Origin of the sequence: Pseudomonas syringae group sp. 26L6, assembly GCF_032587815.1 — a bacterium.
GTDB classification, from domain to species: Bacteria; Pseudomonadota; Gammaproteobacteria; order Pseudomonadales; family Pseudomonadaceae; genus Aquipseudomonas; species Aquipseudomonas amygdali.
On record NZ_JAWHPJ010000025.1, the window covers coordinates 81,535 to 99,625 of the forward strand.

The 18,091-nt window shown below is 60.0% G+C and carries 16 protein-coding genes and 1 pseudogene; 7 read left to right on the forward strand and 10 right to left on the reverse strand.

The features are described from left to right. Positions 1-34 precede the first annotated feature (34 nt). The 4 genes and pseudogenes from RYA97_RS13945 to RYA97_RS13960 all read right to left on the reverse strand — a co-directional run. Positions 35-280 (reverse strand): annotated as a pseudogene (locus RYA97_RS13945) (type II toxin-antitoxin system RelE family toxin); the annotation flags it as partial. Next, positions 270-509, reverse strand: coding sequence for a type II toxin-antitoxin system RelB/DinJ family antitoxin (locus RYA97_RS13950; RefSeq protein ID WP_005746660.1), 240 nt, complete (start codon positions 507-509; stop codon positions 270-272). The gene RYA97_RS13950 and the pseudogene RYA97_RS13945, both read right to left, overlap by 11 nt. A gap of 163 nt (positions 510-672) precedes the next feature. Then, positions 673-1,146, reverse strand: coding sequence for a GNAT family N-acetyltransferase (locus RYA97_RS13955; RefSeq protein ID WP_005746659.1), 474 nt, complete (start codon positions 1,144-1,146; stop codon positions 673-675). A 101-nt stretch (positions 1,147-1,247) separates the two neighbouring features. Beyond that, the gene (locus tag RYA97_RS13960) at positions 1,248-1,796 is read right to left on the reverse strand and encodes a GNAT family N-acetyltransferase (RefSeq protein WP_117140092.1); all 549 of its coding nucleotides are present in this window, start codon (positions 1,794-1,796) and stop codon (positions 1,248-1,250) included. 159 nt (positions 1,797-1,955) lie between these two features. Here RYA97_RS13960 and RYA97_RS13965 point away from each other — a divergent pair, with 159 nt between their 5' ends. Next, on the forward strand, positions 1,956-2,450 hold the full coding sequence (locus tag RYA97_RS13965) for a hypothetical protein (protein ID WP_004667254.1): 495 nt from the start codon (positions 1,956-1,958) through the stop codon (positions 2,448-2,450). Positions 2,451-2,483: 33 nt separating this feature from the next. Here RYA97_RS13965 and RYA97_RS13970 read toward each other — a convergent pair whose 3' ends face one another. From RYA97_RS13970 to RYA97_RS13990, 4 genes are all read right to left on the reverse strand, one after another. Beyond that, positions 2,484-3,758: an OprD family porin gene (locus RYA97_RS13970; protein WP_004667253.1), complete on the reverse strand. Its 1,275-nt coding sequence runs from the start codon at positions 3,756-3,758 to the stop codon at positions 2,484-2,486. A 671-nt stretch (positions 3,759-4,429) separates the two neighbouring features. Then, positions 4,430-5,536, reverse strand: coding sequence for an agmatine deiminase (gene aguA, locus RYA97_RS13980; protein WP_117182422.1), 1,107 nt, complete (start codon positions 5,534-5,536; stop codon positions 4,430-4,432). A gap of 5 nt (positions 5,537-5,541) precedes the next feature. Then, positions 5,542-6,420, reverse strand: a complete 879-nt coding sequence (aguB, locus tag RYA97_RS13985) for an N-carbamoylputrescine amidase (protein WP_004654103.1) — start codon at positions 6,418-6,420, stop codon at positions 5,542-5,544. Between the two features lie 424 nt (positions 6,421-6,844). After that, entirely contained in the window at positions 6,845-9,757 is a 2,913-nt protein-coding gene (locus tag RYA97_RS13990) for an aminotransferase (RefSeq protein WP_117140090.1), read from the reverse strand. A 240-nt stretch (positions 9,758-9,997) separates the two neighbouring features. On the opposite strand from RYA97_RS13990, the gene rfbB reads away from it, so the two are divergent. The 5 genes from rfbB to RYA97_RS14015 all read left to right on the forward strand — a co-directional run bounded on the left by rfbB (position 9,998) and on the right by RYA97_RS14015 (position 15,530). Further along, the gene (rfbB, locus tag RYA97_RS13995) at positions 9,998-11,080 is read left to right on the forward strand and encodes a dTDP-glucose 4,6-dehydratase (protein ID WP_117140089.1); all 1,083 of its coding nucleotides are present in this window, start codon (positions 9,998-10,000) and stop codon (positions 11,078-11,080) included. Positions 11,081-11,160: 80 nt separating this feature from the next. Then, complete coding sequence (rfbC, locus tag RYA97_RS14000) at positions 11,161-11,706, forward strand: dTDP-4-dehydrorhamnose 3,5-epimerase (protein WP_004654097.1); 546 nt, start codon at positions 11,161-11,163, stop codon at positions 11,704-11,706. A gap of 164 nt (positions 11,707-11,870) precedes the next feature. Beyond that, positions 11,871-13,688, forward strand: coding sequence for an ATP-binding protein (locus tag RYA97_RS14005; protein ID WP_054996741.1), 1,818 nt, complete (start codon positions 11,871-11,873; stop codon positions 13,686-13,688). Beyond that, positions 13,685-15,070 (forward strand): sigma-54-dependent transcriptional regulator, encoded by a 1,386-nt coding sequence (locus RYA97_RS14010; RefSeq protein WP_005734105.1) that lies wholly within the window; start codon positions 13,685-13,687, stop codon positions 15,068-15,070. The genes RYA97_RS14005 and RYA97_RS14010 overlap by 4 nt, the downstream gene beginning before the upstream one ends. Next, positions 15,057-15,530, forward strand: a complete 474-nt coding sequence (locus RYA97_RS14015) for a YiiD C-terminal domain-containing protein (protein ID WP_004654091.1) — start codon at positions 15,057-15,059, stop codon at positions 15,528-15,530. The genes RYA97_RS14010 and RYA97_RS14015 overlap by 14 nt, the downstream gene beginning before the upstream one ends. A 375-nt stretch (positions 15,531-15,905) precedes the next feature. Here the strand turns inward: RYA97_RS14015 and cysQ are convergent, their stop codons facing one another. Both cysQ and nudE read right to left on the reverse strand, forming a co-directional pair. Further along, positions 15,906-16,748: a 3'(2'),5'-bisphosphate nucleotidase CysQ gene (gene cysQ, locus RYA97_RS14020; protein WP_117140088.1), complete on the reverse strand. Its 843-nt coding sequence runs from the start codon at positions 16,746-16,748 to the stop codon at positions 15,906-15,908. Next, positions 16,745-17,311: an ADP compounds hydrolase NudE gene (nudE, locus tag RYA97_RS14025; protein ID WP_010195626.1), complete on the reverse strand. Its 567-nt coding sequence runs from the start codon at positions 17,309-17,311 to the stop codon at positions 16,745-16,747. The genes cysQ and nudE overlap by 4 nt, the downstream gene beginning before the upstream one ends. Before the next feature lie 96 nt (positions 17,312-17,407). Between nudE and yrfG the strand changes: the two genes are divergently transcribed. Continuing rightward, entirely contained in the window at positions 17,408-18,085 is a 678-nt protein-coding gene (gene yrfG, locus RYA97_RS14030; RefSeq protein WP_002551431.1) for a GMP/IMP nucleotidase, read from the forward strand. Positions 18,086-18,091: the final 6 nt, after the last annotated feature.

Genomic DNA, 18,091 nt, shown 5'->3' on the forward strand with positions numbered 1-18,091 from the left:
CAGTCAGCGACTCGTCAGCCGTTGCGGGCGGACATTCACGCTTGTCTACCGCAACCACGAAGACCACAACCTCTTGGTCAATAACCTGATAAACCAGCCGATAGCCGCTACTGCGCAGTTTGATTTTGTAGCAGTCAGGCAATGCATGCAGACGATTGGCTTCAACACGCGGAGCAACCAGAATCGTAGCCAGCTTTTTCTTGAGCTGCTGACGCACGGTATCTCCTAATTTGTGCCATTCCTTTAGAGCCCGCGCATCGAGTTCGAGGTTATAGGTCATCCAGTGAAATCTTGACCCGCTGCGGAGTTGCAAGGCGCTCACGCACAGTTGCCAACAGCGCTTCGTCTTCCTCTGTCATCAGAACCGTCTTGAAGGGTAGCTGACCACGCTCAGCTACGTACTGCAGGGTTTGGCGCAGCAACTCCGAGGGGGTGACGCCAAGCTTTTCCAGCTCGAGGTAAGCACGCGCTTTGAGATCGTCGTCGATACGAACGTTGATAGACGCCATGTGGGCATCCTCCAGTGTAATGACATTTGTATTTACAGTGAGGCAAAGTGGCCATTTTTGCAAGCAGCTGTAAAGATCATTTAGATCCCTACGCTCTCGCTGATCAGCTCGAGCTGCGCGTACAGCCAAAAACGTGACAACTGCGGATTAATATTCCAACCCGTCAGCACATCGGCAGACGTTGCGGGCGGAGGTAGTAGTTGTCGAACTCGCCGCTCTCAACGAGCTGAAAACCGTGGCGAATGTAGAAGCGGTTTGAGTCGCTGTCTTTCAAGGCGCCTACCCGTACTGTCGAGGCGGTTGCGTCTGCTTGTGCGAACACCTGCCGAAGCACGGCAGCACCAATGCCCTGCCCTTGAAAGGCGGGCTTGATGTATAGGTGATCCAGCAACAGGCCATCGCTGGTCGGTTTGACGACCATAAAGCCGACCTTACTGCCGTCTACCTGGATGTAGTGTGTGCATGGCGCAGAAAACCCTTCACGAAAACGCTCTCGGGCGCGCACCGGGTCGAACCGACCAACGCGCTCGAGGCTTTCGCGCATGGCTTCGATACGTATGGCCACCAAGGTTTCGAAGTCTTCGGGTTGGACCATTACCAGGGTAATGTCGGGCTCGGTCTTGCGGGTCAACGGCATTCGGGTCGCCCTCTGTTTATCGGGAATATCACTGGGCTCGTGGTTTTGGGCAACAGATTAGTGCCCGGTCGGCCTCTACGTCAGATGTTCGAAGTGGCTGTTTACAGCCCCCGCACCGACCACTCCTCCCGCGTCATCTCCCAGACTTCCACTTCGAACCGCCCGCTGACGAACTCACCCTCGTGCGTGCTCACTATGCGCATGCCTTCGTTGATCGAAATACGCCGCGAGGCCTCATTCGGGGCGGCTTTGGGTACCTGCATCACGGGCATGCCCATTACTTCGAACCACTGTCGATTGACCACACGGCAGGCGTCTTTCATGTAGCCATTGCCTTGCCAGTCCGGGTGTAGCCAGAAGCCGCGGTTGTTGCCGCGGTGGGTCATGAGGGTAATGCTGCCGATGATCTCCTGGGGCGCGCTGTGCAGGCGGATCATCCAGTGCCACTCGGTGCCGCTTGCGATGGCTGGCAGCGCAACGTCCTGAATGTAGTGCAGCGCACCGTCCTCAGGGTAAGGCCAGGGGACGCGGTTGTTCAGGTACTGCACGATTTCCCATAGCGGGAAACGCTGCTGGACAGCTGGCGCATCCTCTAGCTTGAGGGGCGTCAGCAGTAGGCGGTCTGTGTACAGCGTGGGGGTGTTAGTCATGACTATGTCCCTCTCCGTCGAACAGTGCTCACAGGATGAACGGTCCCGTATGCCGGGGATTAAGTCGAACTGCTTGATGCACAAGGGAGTCTATCCAGCATCTTTTACAAATCGGTAACGCCAGTGCCCAGAATCATTACGGATCAGACACCCCAAAGCGTGGTGGATGAGCAGCAGGTCAAATTGTTTGGCTCGCCCAAGGAACGACTGGATTTCTATCGACGCGAAATTCATTACGAAACCACCAATCTGTCCAACCGCACCAACGCCTATTTATCAGCACAGTCGTTTCTGGTGATTGCTTACGCGTCGTCCATGGCGAACATGAACACTGAATGGGGCGCGATGTTCACGCTGGTGGTGCCGCCGATGCTGGCCTTGCTGGGGCTGCTCAGCACGCTGTTCGCCTGGCCGGGGATTCGGGCGGCTTGCGACATCATCCAGCACTGGCATCACAAACAGTCTCAGTTGCTGCTCAGCGAGCCCGTCATCGGGCTGACCTATGACGACTCACCGCTGTTCAGCGACTGGGAATCCAGCGAAACAGGGCCGAAAAAGTCCTTGCTGTTCTCCAAGCGCAGTCCTTGGCTGTTCAGCTTTTTCTGGATATTCCTCGGCGGCTTCGCGGTGTTTGTGCAGTTGATTGCGGATTGAGGCGGCCTTTTTTGCCAGGCCGCCTCCCTCACATCAAAAAACGTTGATCGGGTAGTCGACGAAGATACGCGTCTCGTTGCCTTCGCTGTTGTACGCCAACGCATCATCCGAGACACGCAGGAATGAGTTGCGCAGGCGGATCGAGAGGTCCTTGGCCGGGCCGCTCTGAACCACGTAGGTCAGCTGACTGAAGATCTCGCGTTCGGTGCCATCGCCGCTTCCAGGCGTGCCGTCGTCGATATTGTCGCCGCGTACATAAGCCGCTTTGTAGCTCAGACCGGGCAGGACCAGGCCGGACAGGTCGACGCCGTAGGCAGCCTGCCAGGAGCGCTCGTCCTTGCCGTTGAAGTCGGACCAGTAGGAGTTGGCGAGGTAGATGGTGTTGCCGCCATCACCAAAGCCGCCATCGTTGCGATAGCCACCGTAGGCGTAGCCCATGTCGCCGGTGCTGCGCTGGTGTGCGAGGGTGAAGGAGTGGATGCCCACAGCCCAGGTCGCGGCCAGGCTCCAGATTTTGTTGTCACGCGCATCGCTGGTGGTGAAGTCCTTGTCCAGCTTGGTCTTGTAGCCGTTGAAGTCGAAGGTCAGCGACTGATCTTGCGGCAGAGCAAAGACGTAGTTCAGGTTGACGTACTGCTTCTTGAGCACGTCTTCGTTGTCGGAGGCGTAGAAAGCTGCACTGAATGCATCGGTGAACTTGTAGCTGGCACCGTAGACGTTGATGCTTTTCAGATCACCGCTGTCGCGACCCTCAGCACTTTTACGCGCCTCCTGGGTGAAACGCCCGGCAACCACTTCAAGCCCGTCGATCTCTTTGGAGGTGATCATGGTGCCGGTGTAGCTTTCCGGCAGCAGACGGGAATTGTCATAACTGAGCACCGGCAACTGAGGCATCTGGTCGCCGTACTTGATAACAGTATTGGAGATACGGGCCTTTACCGCCGCACCTGCACGGGACAGGTCATCGGCAGCAGCGCCGCTGTCACCTTGCTTGAAAAAGTCGATGCCGCCATTGCCGCTGCGACCCTTGCCGCCATCCAGACGGATGCCGTACAGGGCAAAGGCATCAACGCCGACGCCCACAGTGCCCTGAGTGAAACCGGACGCGAAGTTGCCCATGAAAGCCTGGCCCCATTCGGACTTGTCTTCACGGTCGTTCTTGTAGTCGCGATTGATGTAGGCGTTACGCAGATTGACGATCAGCCTGCTGTCTTCGACGAAACCCTTTGAGTCTGCCTGCCCTTCGGCCATGGCCTGACTGGCGCTGATGATGCCCAAAGCGAGCATGCCCATACGTTTGTTAAGCATCTTGTCTTCCTTTTCTGCGAATTGACACGCGCTGCAGCGACAGCCAATGGCTATCGGGGCCTCCAGCCTCTGAACAAGCAGTATAGAAGGCGACACGAATTCATCGCAGTGGACTGCTGATGCACGTACAGGATTGAGCCGCAGACGGTGGGACGCGAATCCTAGTCCCGACGCATGGGGGTGTCAAACACGCAGATGGCCGGCCTAGAGCGGCTCAGCCAAGTTTGCTGGAGCAATCAACACGCTCGGTCAACACGCGGAGCAACGCTTCGAGCTCGGCCTCGTTGAACAGGCCTGCCGGGTAACGCTGTAACAACATTGCGCGAACATCCGGTCTGGATTTCGCGGGCCTGGTCGTCCTTAACCAATCCGCCACTAGCTGGCGGGCCTCGTTACTGAGAGAAGCAGAAAAACCACGAGCACGCTGCTGGTTCATACCTGCGTTCATAACGAAAACCTCTTGATTTCATGAGGGGCTAAATCTAATCACGCCATATGACAGTCAAGCTAAGAAAACGAACGTTTACCAACCTGCTTCAGAGGTAGCGCTCTGCGCATCTGTTACAGGATGTTACTCGACAGGTAAAAACAAAAAGCCCATCGGGTGATGGGCTTGATACAGCAAGAACGGGACCAGTTGCCCCTTATCGGATGTTACTAGTTATTTCTAACTAGGCCTTGTGAGGGGCCGGTTGCTGCTGCGTCAGGCAGTGAATATTGCCGCCACCGAGCAGTAATTCGCGGCCAGGTGCCATCACCACTTCGTGCTCTGGAAACAGTGTTTGCAGGAGCTCACGGGCCTTTTCGTCCATCGGATCGTCGAAACTCGGCGCAATGATGCCGCCATTGACGATCAGGAAGTTCACATAGGACCCGGCCAAACGCACTGAAGGGTTGCGTTCCTGACTGCCGTGCACCTGATCGACGCCTGCACATTCTTCTTCTGTGGCGAACAATGGTCCGGGAATCGGCATTTTATGAACGATAAACGCGCGCCCCTTTGCATCCAGTGTGTTTTCCAAAATACCCAGCGCCGCATGACAACGTGAATAGTTGGGGTCTTCGGGATCATCGGTCCAGGCCAGTAACACCTCACCCGGACGAATGTAGCAACAGAAGTTATCCACATGCCCATTGGTTTCATCGTTGAACAGACCATCTGGCAGCCAGACAACTTTATCCACAGCCAGATAATCACCGAGGATTGCTTCGATCTGTTCGCGGGTCAGGTGCGGGTTGCGGTTGCGATTGAGCAGGCACTCTTCGGTGGTAATCAGCGTGCCTTCGCCGTCGACGTGAATCGAGCCGCCTTCCAGCACGAAGCCTTCGGTGACGTAACGCGGGCAGCGCTCGATTTCCAGTACCTTGCTGCCCAGCTGAGAGTCCAGGTTCCACGGCGCATACAACCCGCCGTCGAAGCCACCCCAGGCATTGAATTCCCAGTTCACACCGCGCACTTCGCCACGGTCGTTGATGACGAACGTCGGGCCGCTATCGCGCACCCAGGCGTCGTTGCTGCTCATTTCCACAACCCGGATGTTCGGCATGTCCAACCGCGCACGAGCGTTGTCGTACTGCGCGGCAGACACGGCCACGGTAACCGGCTCAAAGCGGGCGATGGCCTTGGCGACCGCAACGTGGGCGGCCTGGGCGGGCTTGCCGCCCAGGCGCCAGTTGTCCGGGCGCTCGGGCCAGACCATCCAGACCTGGGTTTGCGGTGCCCATTCGGCCGGCATGTGGAAACCGTCGGCGCGTGGCGTGCTATTGAGCGTGGTCATGGCGATCAGGACTCCAGCGAACCGTCGAGGGTCTTCACCGCGCCGTACAGGTTAGGGCGGCGATCACGGAACGTACCCCACGCGCTACGGATGTGCTCCAGCTCATCCAGGTCGAAGCTATGGACCAGCACGCCTTCTTCGGTTTCGTTGAGCTCGGCGACTTTTTCACCGAACTGGTTGGCGATGAACGACGAGCCGTAGAAGGTGATGTCGTAGCCATCCTGCTCTTCGTTGCCGATACGGTTGCTGGCGATCAGCGGCATCAGGTTCGCGCCGGCATGGCCTTGCTGCACGCGCTGCCAGTGATCGCGCGAGCTGATGGTTTTGTCGTGTGGCTCGCTGCCGATGGCGGTCGGGTAGAACAGAATTTCTGCGCCCTGCAACGCCATGCTGCGTGCGCACTCCGGGAACCACTGGTCCCAGCAGATGCCAACGCCGATTTTCGCGTAGCGGGTCTGCCAGACCTTGAAGCCGGTGTCGCCCGGGTTGAAGTAGTACTTTTCGTGGTAGCCGGGGCCGTCCGGGATGTGGCTCTTGCGGTAGATGCCCAAGTTGGTGCCGTCTGCGTCGATGATCGCAATGGTATTGAAACGTGCACGGCCGGCCAGCTCGAAGAAGCTGATCGGCAGTACAACTTGCAGCTCTTTGGCGAGCTTCTGGAAATGCTTGATTGCGACGTTGGATTCGATAGTAGTCGCCAACTGCAGATAGTCCGGGTTCGGCTTCTGGCAGAAGTACGGGGTTTCAAACAGTTCCTGAATCAGGATGATCTGTGCGCCCTTGGCGGCAGCTTCACGCACCAGCTTTTCAGCGGTCTCGATGTTGGCTTCCAGATCCCAGGAACAGGCCATCTGGGTAGCAGCGACAGAAACGATACGGCTCATGAAAATATCTCCAGGGGCGGATGCAAGGACTTATCACCATAGCAGACAGGCGATGACGATTATGAATGCATTTATAGCGGATATAAATCGGTATTAAAAGCTAAAATTTTGGTTCTTTCACTATATTTTGTTATTTTAGCCGATATTAATCGACTTAAAATTCATCACAGTGCCCATTCCCCAAGCTGGGTGTGACGCGGAGCGTCACGAACGGCATTCCCACGCTGGAGCGTGCGGAACGATGGGTGCCCGGGCACCACCTATCGTGGCCATTCCCCCGCTGGTGCGTGCGGAACGATGGGCCCCCAGGCGCCACCTATCGTGCCCATTCCCCCGCTGGAGCGTGCGGAACGATGGGTGCCCAGGCGCCACCTATCGTACCCATGCTCCGCGTGGGTATGCCGTTCTGGACGCTCTGCGTCCTCTATTCCAGTTCGTGGAGCACCTTCGATACGTTATCGACGAAAAAATCCACGCTTTGCCGGGTGGTGCACATCGGGGGTTTGATTTTGAGGATGTTCAGGTAGTCGCCGGTCGGCTGCATAAAGATGCCCAGTTCACGCAGGCGCTCGCAAAGCTGCGCGGTTTCTTCTGTGGCAGGTTCCAGGGTCTGGCGGTCGCGGACCAGTTCCATGCCCAGATAAAACCCCATGCCATGCACCGCGCCCACCAGCGGATGTTTATCGGCCAGAGCCTGCAGGCGCGCCTTGAAGTGATCGCCCACGAGCCGGGCATTGTCCCAGAGCCTTTCTTCCTCCATGACGTCCAGCACTGCCATGCCGATCCGGCAACTGACCGGGCTGCCACCGGATGAGGAGAAGAAATAGCCCTCGGCCTCCAGCGCCTCGGCGATCTCACGGCGGGTGATGACCGCGCCCAACGGATGGCCGTTGCCCATGCCCTTGGCCATGCTGATGATATCCGGCACCACGCCCTGCTCTTCGAAGCCCCAAAAGTAATGACCCAGACGGCCATAACCCACCTGCACCTCATCGGCAATGCATACACCACCCGCAGCGCGAATCTTCTGATACACCTGTTGCAGGTAGCCGGCAGGCAAGGAAATGCCGCCCGCATTGCCATACACCGACTCGCAGATGAAGCCCGCCACCTGCCGTTGCTGCTCTGCCAGCGTGACGAGTACCTGATCGATACTGCGCACGTACTCCGGCGCACTGTCAGCGCCACGAAACGGCCCGCGATAGGTATTGGGAGCGGTGACCGGATGCACCCATTCCGGGCGGGTGCTGAGTGCCTGCGGGTTGTCGGCAATCGAGGTGGAAATGGCGTCGGTCGCCACCGACCAGCCGTGATACGCCTCCAGCACACTCAGCATGTCGCGTCCGCCGCTGTAGGCCCAGGCCAGCCTGATTGCCAGGTCGTTGGCCTCGGTGCCGCTGTTGACCAGAAACACGCGGTCCATGCCCTTGGGTGCCAGCTTGAGCAAACGCTCAGAGAACTCGGCAATTGCCGCGTAGTGAAAGCGCGAGTTGGTGTTGAGCAGCGACCACTGACGAGCCGCTTCATGGGCCATGCGCGGGTGGCCGTGGCCGAGGACCGCGACGTTATTGAGCATGTCCAGATAGGAACGGCCCTGCATGTCGATCAGGTGATTGCGCCAGCCACGCTCGATCTGCGGCGGAGCCTGATAGTAGTGTTTTTGCGAGCGGGCGAAGCTGGCATCACGCCGCGCCAGCAATTGCGCGGCGTCTGCGAGCGCTGGAGCGTCACAATCAAAACCGAGCAAGGTAGACGGCGACGGGCACACGGTGCGCCAGGCTGCCGCCCAGGCAGGTGTGGTGAACAGCGGCGGGCTGAGGTCTGCCGTGGTGCACAGTTGCAGCAACAGCGAACCACCGCCCTGCCCGATCAGCGCGCCTGCTGACACTTGATCAGCCAGTGAAGCATCCGGCAGCACGCCCCACAGCTTCAAACTTATGCCCTCGCCGACCAGCAGCAATGAAGCATCCGCGGTCAACCGCAGAGTGCCGTTGAACGGTGCATGCAGCGCCGTTTCGGCGGGCACATGCAATTCAACGTGCAGGGCGAAAGTTTCGGGCTCCTTCGCGCTGTCAGGCAAGGTGCGCGACAGACGGTATTCCCCAAAGCGGCTGGCTGCCAGGCCATCGTCACCCGCAGCCTGGGAGAGCAGGTATTCATCAATGCCACTTTGCTCCCAGTTGCCTGCCACAAAGTGCTCACTGAGCACACCCAGATCCACCACTGTCGGCTTGAGCCCTTGTAGAGCGGGCAGCATCGGCTGGTAAGCGGGCTGTCCGGCAGGCGAAAATTCCACACCCACGGCCTGCAGAATCGCCGCTTCCATCAGCGCTATCGGCACCGAAGTGGCAACGTCGAAGATGTTCCATTCCCCGGCAAGGTTGGCCTGGATGTACGCGTTGTCCGGCTCGATGCTGGCCTGCTGTTCGCTGCTGAGCACCAGCACTGCGGATCGAGCGACGATCAGCGGCCAGAGCGCCTGCAATTCTTCGATCTTCAGCGGATTGAGGGCGTGGTAGGCGCGAATGGCTGGCAGGATGTACAGCGGGTCGCCGTCGGCATGGTGCAGCAGCGCCGCGCAGGTCACCGACAGGTCGGCCACTCGCCAGGTGCTGACCAGATCGCCGAAGTCGATCAACCCCTGCAATTGCCATTGGCGCTGTGCATCACGCAGCCAGACCACGTTGTGCTCGGTGATGTCCAGATGCACCGCCTGTATCGGCAGCGCTGCTATCAATGGCAACAAACGACGATGAGCCTGTTCACCAGCCTCGATGACACAGGCGCGAGCGTCGGCGTCCTTGATCACCGGCAGCAGGTGCTTGATCAGCGCATGAGCGTGGCGCGGATCCCATTGCAGAATGCGCTCCAGGCCGGGATGCTCGAAGCCTGCCAGTGCCAGGTCTACACGGGCACACAGTTCGCCCAACCCGACCACCACCTCATGGCCCAGATGCCCGGCGTGCCCCAGTGACTGCCCATCAATGAATTCAAGCAAGCGCACGTGCACCGCCTGCCCGTCGATCCTGATGGATAACAATTGCCCGCCGTGATTGGCACCAACCACGCCAGGCACGCCAACGGCGCTGTGGCTGCTCAGGTGTTGCAGCGCCGCGTGCTGGGCGTTCAGTTCAGTGCTCGAATAGGCCCCGTGGCAGATTTTCAGCACATAACGCCGCGTGTCGGTTTCAAGCAGAAAGTTGCGATCCTGCTGGCTGCCCAGCGCTTTCAGCGTGCCGCTCAAGCCGTAATGCTGCGCGAGCAATTGCAGCGCCTGATCCACGCTCACCTCGGGACAAGGCAAACTGGACCGGCGGATGAGCGTGGCAAGCGGCATGGAGAACCTCGATCTTGTTGGAAGGCCCGGGCTCGACGAGCAAGGCGTCATGGGCAGTCGCGCAACTATAAGGGCATTGACGGGGGATTGCTCTGCACTCCCCCTCAGCACGAGTACTTCAGTGTTGGAAGCCCGCCAGAGTTTTATTCAACCGCCTGCTCGGGTTTAATGGCCTTATCTCGCCATATGCGCTCAAGCGCTATGCTGCTATTACGTCAAAACACACAAGAAGGTCAGTTAATGCGAATACTCGTTACCGGGGGCGCAGGTTTCATTGGTTCTGCACTGATCCGCCACCTGATAAACAACACCGAACACGAAGTGCTGAACTTCGACAAACTGACCTACGCGGGCAATCTTGAATCGCTGCAGTCAATTGCGACCGACACGCGCTATGAGTTCGTTCAGGCCGATATCTGCGATCAGGCCAGCGTCAGCGCGGTGCTGGAGCGGTTTGCACCACAGGCGATCATGCACCTGGCGGCCGAGTCCCACGTCGACCGTTCCATTGATGGCCCGGCCGAGTTTATCCAGACCAACATCGTCGGCACCTACAGCCTGCTGGAAGCCACGCGCGCTTACTGGCTGAAACTGCCGGAAGCTGAACGTCAGGCGTTCCGTTTTCACCATATCTCCACTGATGAGGTGTATGGCGACCTGCACGGCGTCGATGATCTGTTTACCGAAACCACGCCCTATGCGCCCAGCTCGCCCTACTCGGCGAGCAAGGCGGCGTCGGATCATCTGGTGCGCGCCTGGCATCGCACCTACGGCCTGCCTGTCGTGGTAACCAACTGTTCCAACAACTACGGGCCGTTCCACTTTCCCGAAAAGCTCATCCCGCTGGTGATTCTCAACGCCCTGGCGGGCAAGCCGCTGCCGGTGTACGGCAATGGCCTGCAAGTGCGCGACTGGCTGTATGTCGAGGATCACGCACGAGCACTGCTCAAGGTCGTGACCGAAGGCAAAGTCGGCGAGACGTACAACATCGGCGGTCATAACGAGCAGAAAAACATCGACGTCGTCCGCGGTATCTGTGCGCTGCTCGATGAGCTGGCCCCGCAGCACCCGGCGGGCATCGCGCAATACAGCGACCTGGTCACCTACGTGGTTGACCGTCCGGGCCACGACCAGCGCTATGCCATTGATGCCAGCAAAATCGACAACGACCTGGGCTGGACGCCCGAAGAGACCTTCGAGTCCGGGCTGCGCAAGACGGTGCAGTGGTATCTGGACAACCTGGACTGGTGCCGCAGGGTTCAGGACGGCAGTTATCAGGGCGAACGACTGGGTTTCACCGACCCAAAGGACCTGATTGCCTGATCACCCTACTTTTCGGCAGACGCGCGTGAGTGCAGACTGTCGAGCTGCCACCATTTATTGAAGATTGCAGGGGAAGCCACGTGAACGTAGTAGCGACAAAATTACCGGAAGTCCTGATTCTGGAACCCAAGGTATTCGGTGATGAACGAGGCTTCTTCTATGAAAGCTTCAACGCCAGGGCTTTTCAGGCTGCTACTGGCCTGACCCGTGAGTTCGTGCAGGACAACCACTCGCGTTCGCAGCAAGGCGTGCTGCGCGGCCTGCATTACCAGATCGAAAACGCCCAGGGCAAACTGGTGCGCGTCACCGTTGGCAAGGTACTGGATGTGGCCGTGGACATTCGCCGCAGTTCGCCGAACTTCGGTCAGTGGGTCGGCGTCGAGCTGTCCGCTGAAAACGCCAGGCAGCTGTGGGTGCCGGAAGGTTTTGCGCATGGCTTCGTAGTACTCAGCGAGCATGCCGAGTTTCTCTACAAGACCACCGACTACTACACGCCGTCAGCTGAGCGTTGCATCGCCTGGAACGACCCGGACCTGGCCATCGACTGGCAATTCGACGGCCAGCCCAATCTGTCGGCCAAAGACCAGCAAGGCAAACGCCTGAAAGAAGCCGATCTGTTTCCCTGAACACATGATCACAGGCCACCCGGCGCAATGTCCGGGTGCCTGACGAGTCGGCGGCGGGCATAATACGCGCCTGATGCCCACGTCAGGATCGACCGGGTGTTTCTGTTGCCTGTACCGGCCTTGTCGCCGGCAGGCATCGCCAACCCTTCGGCGACGGCCAATCGATGACCATGACTTCTGCTGCTCTGCCGCCCCGCCCTCGCTGGCGCAGCCTTGCCCTTCTGGCACTGTGCCTGGCACCGCTGCTGTGGCCGCTGGAGCATCTGGCCGAACGTTATTACCGCAGCGTGCTGGCCAACCAGAACCGCCAGACCCTGGACCTGTACGTCGCCAACCTGCTCGGCACCCTGCACCGTTATGAAACCCTGCCGCAGATTCTCGGCGACCTGCCCGCCTTGCGCGGCGCACTGGCCGCACCGAGCGACGTCACCACCCTGAAAAACGCCAATCGTCTGCTCAGCGAGATAACGCGCCAGACCGGTGCCGACGTCATGTACCTGATGGACGCCAACGGCCTGACCCTGGCCGCTTCGAACTCGGAGCAGAAGGACAGCTTCATCGGCCGAAACTTTTCCTTCAGACCCTATTTCATCGATGCGCTGGCAGGCAGAACCGGGCGCTTCTTCGGCCTTGGCACCACGTCGGCCAAGCGTGGCTACTTCTTCGCAGGCCCGGTGCGCGACGGTGATCGGGTGATCGGCGTGCTGGTGATCAAGGTCGACCTGGACCACACCGAAACACTGTGGGGCAAGACGCCCGAGCAACTGCTGCTGACCGATCAGAACGGCGTGGTAATCCTGACCTCCAACCCGGAGTGGCGCTTTCGGGCGACCCGCGACCTGACCGATGACGAGAAAAAGGCCATTGTCGCGATCCAGTCCTACCCGACCCGCGATCCGCGGCCTCTGAGGATTGATGAGCACGCCTGGCTGACCCAGACCCAGGCCATCGAAGAAACCGGCTGGAACGTGAACATTCTCGCGCCTCGCGCCCTTGTCGACCGCCAGGTACGCACGGTGGTGGCGATTGGCGGCGCAGCGCTTCTGGTGCTGATGTTGTTGCTGGGGCTGATGATGCAGCGTCGCCGTCATTATCTGGACCGAATCGCCTTCGAAGCCAAGGCACGTCGCGAGCTGGAAATGCGGGTTATCGAGCGCACCAGCGATCTGGAAGGGCTCAACAGTCGTCTGCGCCAGGAAGTGCTGGAGCGCGAACAGGCGCAGCAGGAACTGGTGCAGGCTCAGGACGAACTGGTGCAGACCAGCAAGCTGACCGCGCTGGGCACCATGTCAGCGAGCATCAGCCACGAATTGAATCAGCCCTTGGCCGCCATCCGCAGTTACGCCGAAAACGCCGAAGTGCTGCTTGATCATCAGCGCACCGAAGACGCACGCGGCAACCTCAAGCTGATCAGCGAGCTGACCGGGCGCATGGCCTCGATCATTGCTCACTTGCGCGCGTTCGCCCGCCGAGACCGGCACGCCCCTGAAAGCGTGGCGCTACAACCGGCGCTGGACGATGCGCTGGCGTTGCTGGCCAAGCGGCGGCGCGCCATGGAAGTCGAGCTGATCCGAGACCTGCCGGACGCAACGCTGTGGGTACAGGCCGGTGAAACCCGTCTGCGTCAGGTGCTCGGCAATCTGATCGCCAACGCGCTGGACGCACTCACCGAAAAAGGCCCGCCGCGCAGGCTGTGGATAAGTGCCGAGCAAACTGCCGAGGGCGTCAATCTGTACATTCGTGACAACGGCCCCGGATTTTCTCAGGAAGCACTGGCGCGGGCCCGCGAGCCATTCTTCACGACCAAGACCCGTACCCAGGGCCTTGGCCTGGGTCTGGCCATCTGCGATACGCTGATGCGCGCGCTGGGTGGCGAATTGCTGTTCGCCAACCATCCGAGCGGCGGCGCAGTGCTTACCCTGCGCCTGCGTGCCGGCGCTTCCGGAGCCAATCTTCAACCGCCAGAGGACCTTTCCGCATGAGTTCGGACACAGCCATCGACAGCCAGATTCAGGTGGTGCTGATCGACGACGACTCGCACCTGCGTCAGGCACTTCGCCAGACGCTGGACCTGGCTGGACTGAACGTTCTGTCGCTGTCCGAGGCAACCGGGCTGGCCGAACGCATCGGCCGCGACTGGCCTGGCGTGGTGGTCAGCGATATCCGCATGCAGGGTATGGATGGCCTGGAACTGCTCGACCAGCTTCACGCGCAGGACCCCGACCTTCCAGTGCTGCTGATCACCGGTCACGGCGATGTGCCGCTGGCGGTCAAAGCCATGCGCGCCGGAGCCTATGATTTTCTGGAAAAGCCCTTCGCCAGCGATGCCATGCTCGACAGCGTGCGCCGGGCTCTGGCGCTGCGCCGTCTGGTACTGGATAACCGCAGCCTGCGCCTGGCCCTGAGCGATCGCCAGCAATTGAGCACACGGCTGATCGGTCAGTCACCGTCGATCCTGCGTCTGCGTGAACAGATCGGAGCCTTGGCCGGGACTCGCGCTGATGTGTTGATCCTCGGCGAAACTGGTGCGGGCAAAGAAGTGGTGGCGCGCGCTCTGCACGATCTGTCCAACCGTCGCAGCGGCCCGTTCGTGGCGATCAACGCCGGCGCGCTGGCTGAATCGGTGGTGGAAAGCGAGTTGTTCGGCCATGAACCCGGTGCCTTTACCGGCGCGCAGAAGCGACGTATCGGCAAGTTCGAGTTTGCCAACGGCGGCACGCTGTTCCTTGATGAAATTGAAAGCATGAGCCTGGATGTCCAGGTCAAACTGCTGCGCCTGTTGCAGGAACGCGTGGTCGAGCGAATGGGCAGCAATCAGCAGATCCCGCTGGATATCCGCATCATCGCGGCGACCAAGGAGGACCTGCGGCAGGCGGCTGATCAGGGCCGCTTCCGGGCGGACTTGTATTACCGGTTGAACGTGGCCTCGCTGCGTATCCCGCCGTTGCGCGAACGTGGCGAAGACGCGCTGATGCTGTTCGAGCATTACGCTGATGCTGCGAGCATGCGCCACGGCATTCCCAAGCACGAACTCAAGCCCGGCCAGCGCGCGCTGTTGCTGCGTCATAACTGGCCGGGCAACGTCCGGGAACTGCAAAACGCCGCCGAACGCTTTGCGCTGGGTCTCGAGCTGGAGCTGGAGGGCGGCGATGCAGAGCAGGCGCCACCGCCGGGCGGCGGGTTGAGTGATCAGGTGGAAAGCTTCGAACGGGCCTTGATCGCCGCCGAGCTGGCTCGCCCGCACAGCTCGGTTCGCAGCCTGGCGGAAGCGCTGGGTGTGCCGCGCAAAACCCTGCACGACAAACTGCGTAAACACGGCCTGACGTTTGGCGACAGCAGCGGAGCTTCCGATGACAACGATTGAGCCTGAACATGACGCAGCCCGCGAACTTGAGCAGGTGCTGCACCACGACATTCCGCTGACCCGCGAAATGGGCATGCGCGTGATTGACTGGCACAACCAGACACTGCGCCTGCACCTGCCACTGGCACCCAACGTCAATCACAAGAACACGCTGTTCGGCGGCAGCCTGTATTGCGGCGCAGTGCTGGCGGGCTGGGGCTGGCTGCACCTGCGGCTACGCGAGGCCGGGATCAGCGATGGGCATATTGTGATTCAGGACGGGCAGATCAGTTATCCACTGCCGGTACGCACCGACGCCATCGCCCGCTGTGAGGCGCCAGAGCTGGCGCTGTGGGACAAGTTCATCACCACCTACCAACGCCGAGGCCGCGCCCGCATGACCCTGCACACCAGCATTACCGCGCAGGACAGCGAAGAACAGGCTGTTCGTTTTGTCGGGCAGTTTGTATTGCACCGGTGAAGCTGCGCGCAGTGGATGCACTGACGCAGACCTGTGGGAGCGAACTTGTTCGCGAAGAGGCCGGTGCAATCCGCAAAAACTCATCGCTTGAACAATCGCCTTCGCGAGCAAGCTCGCTCCCACAAAAACGCGCTTGACCCTGCATACTTGTATCAAGCGAAGAACAGGCCGTGCGCTTTGTCGGGCAGTTCGTGTTGCGCCAGTGAGGCTGCACGCATTGGATGCACTGTACGCAGACCTGTGGGAGCGAGCTTGCTCGCGAAGAGGCCGGTGCAATCTATGAAAATTCATCGCTTGAACAATCGCCTTCGCGAGCAAGCGGAGCGTCGCCCGGTTCGCTTCTACGCTCGCCGGGCAGAGGCCTTGAAGCCGGCCTCAGGACTGCGCAAGCACCAGCAGTTTGTCGCGCCATTCGGCGTTGGCAGGCAATGCCAGGAAGAACGGGTTGAGCAGCGATTCGCGTGCCGGGTAGCTGAACGGTTTGCCGTCCAGTTGCAGCACTTCGCCGCCAGCGCCTTCAAGCACGCCTTGCGCCGCAGCGGTGTCCCATTGCGAAGTCGGGGCCAGTCGCGGGTAGCAATCGGCAGCACCTTCGGCCAGCAGGCAGAATTTCAATGAGCTGCCGATATTGGTCAGCTGCAAAGGCCCAAGCCCGCTCGACAGGCCAGCCAGCAAATGCTCCTGCTCCGGACTGGAATGACGGCGGCTGGCGACTACGGTAAAGGTCTGCCCTTCGCCCGGCTGAGTGCGCACGGCAATCGGCTGGAGGTGGTCGATGTCATCGCTGCGCCAGGCACCCAGCCCTGCACCGCCGAAGTAACAACGGTTGTTGGTGGGCATCGACACCACACCGAACACCACACGACCGTGCTCAATCAGCGCGACGTTGACGGTGAACTCCTCACTGCCGGAGATAAACTCCTTGGTACCATCCAGCGGATCGACCAGCCACCAGCGCTCCCATTTCGCCCGCTCGCTGAACGGGATGTCGGCGTCTTCTTCAGAGAGCACATGAATGCCTGGATCAAGCGCCTGCAAACCCTCGACCAAAACCTGATGGGCTGCCAGGTCGGCGGCGGTCACTGGCGAGTCGTCGGTCTTGGTGGTGACGGTGACATTGGCTCGCCAGAACGGCAGGATCACCTCGCCCGCCAGGCGGACCAGTTCAATCACCGGGGCGAGCAGCGGATGTGGCAGGTTTTGTAACGAATCGGTCATGGCTGGAACAATCCACGCTGGGTTAGCAGGTCACGGGTCAGGTACAGCGCCGCAAGCGCCCTGCCTTCACTGAACTGAGCATTCTGCGCAAGACTCGACAGCTCGCGCAGGTTGATCCGGTCGACCCGGATTGGCTCGGGCTCGTCGCCCTCCAGCCGCTCTTCGTACAGGTCGGTGGCCAGCACCACCTGAATTTTCTGACTCATGTAGCCGGGGGACAGCGACAGCTCGGTCAACAGTTCCAGCTCACGCGCACCGAAACCGGCCTCCTCCTTGAGTTCACGGTTGGCGGCCGCCAGCACGTCTTCGCCGGGCTCGATCAGCCCCTTGGGCAGGGACAGCTCGTAGGCATCGGTACCACCGCAATATTCTTCGATCAATACCGCGTGGTCGGCATCGAGCATGGCCACGATCATCACCGCGCCGGGCCCCGTCCCCCGGCTGGCCAGACGCTCGTAGGTCCGCTCGACGCCATTGGCAAAGCGCAGTTGCAGCTCTTCAACGCGGAACAGACGACTACTGGCGACAATTGCACGGGCAAGTACGGTAGGTTTCTGACGCATGACAGGCTCCTTTACATGAACGAGGTACTATACCGAGCTTTTCCCGATGTCTGTGTCGGATATGCTTACCCGCTCTCAACCCCTGACGAGGCCTGAATGCTTTCCATGCCCTGGAGCGAAATCGATACCGTCCTGCTGGATATGGACGGCACGTTGCTCGACCTGCATTACGACGAACACTTCTGGATGCAACACCTGCCGCAGCGTTATGCCGAGCTACATGGCGTCAGTTTCGCCATGGCCTGGCTGGAGTTAAAGCCGCTGTTCGAAAACAATGCGGGCACGCTCAATTGGTACTGCCTGGATTTCTGGAGCGCCGAGCTTAAACTGTCGGTTCGCGACCTGAAACGCGAAATTGCGCACATGATTGCACTGCGCCCGGACGCCGAGACCTTTCTCGCCGCCATCAAGCAAGCGGGCAAACGGGTGATCATGATCACCAACGCGCACCGCGATTCGTTGTCGCTGAAGATGGAGCGAATCGAGCTGGCGCCTTATTTCGAGCGCCTGATCAGCTCTCACGATTACGGCTTCCCCAAAGAGAGCCAGCATTTCTGGGACGCCTTGAAGGCCGACACCGCGTTTGACCCGGCACGCAGCCTGTTTATCGACGACACCTTGCCGATCCTGCGCAGCGCCCGCCACTTTGGTGTAGCCCATTTGCTGGCCGTCAGCCAGCCCAACAGCCAGAAAGGCCCGAAAGACACCGAAGAGTTCGCTGCGGTGGACGATTATCGGGAGCTGATCAAGGGCGTGCTCCATCCTTCAGCCTGAACGCGT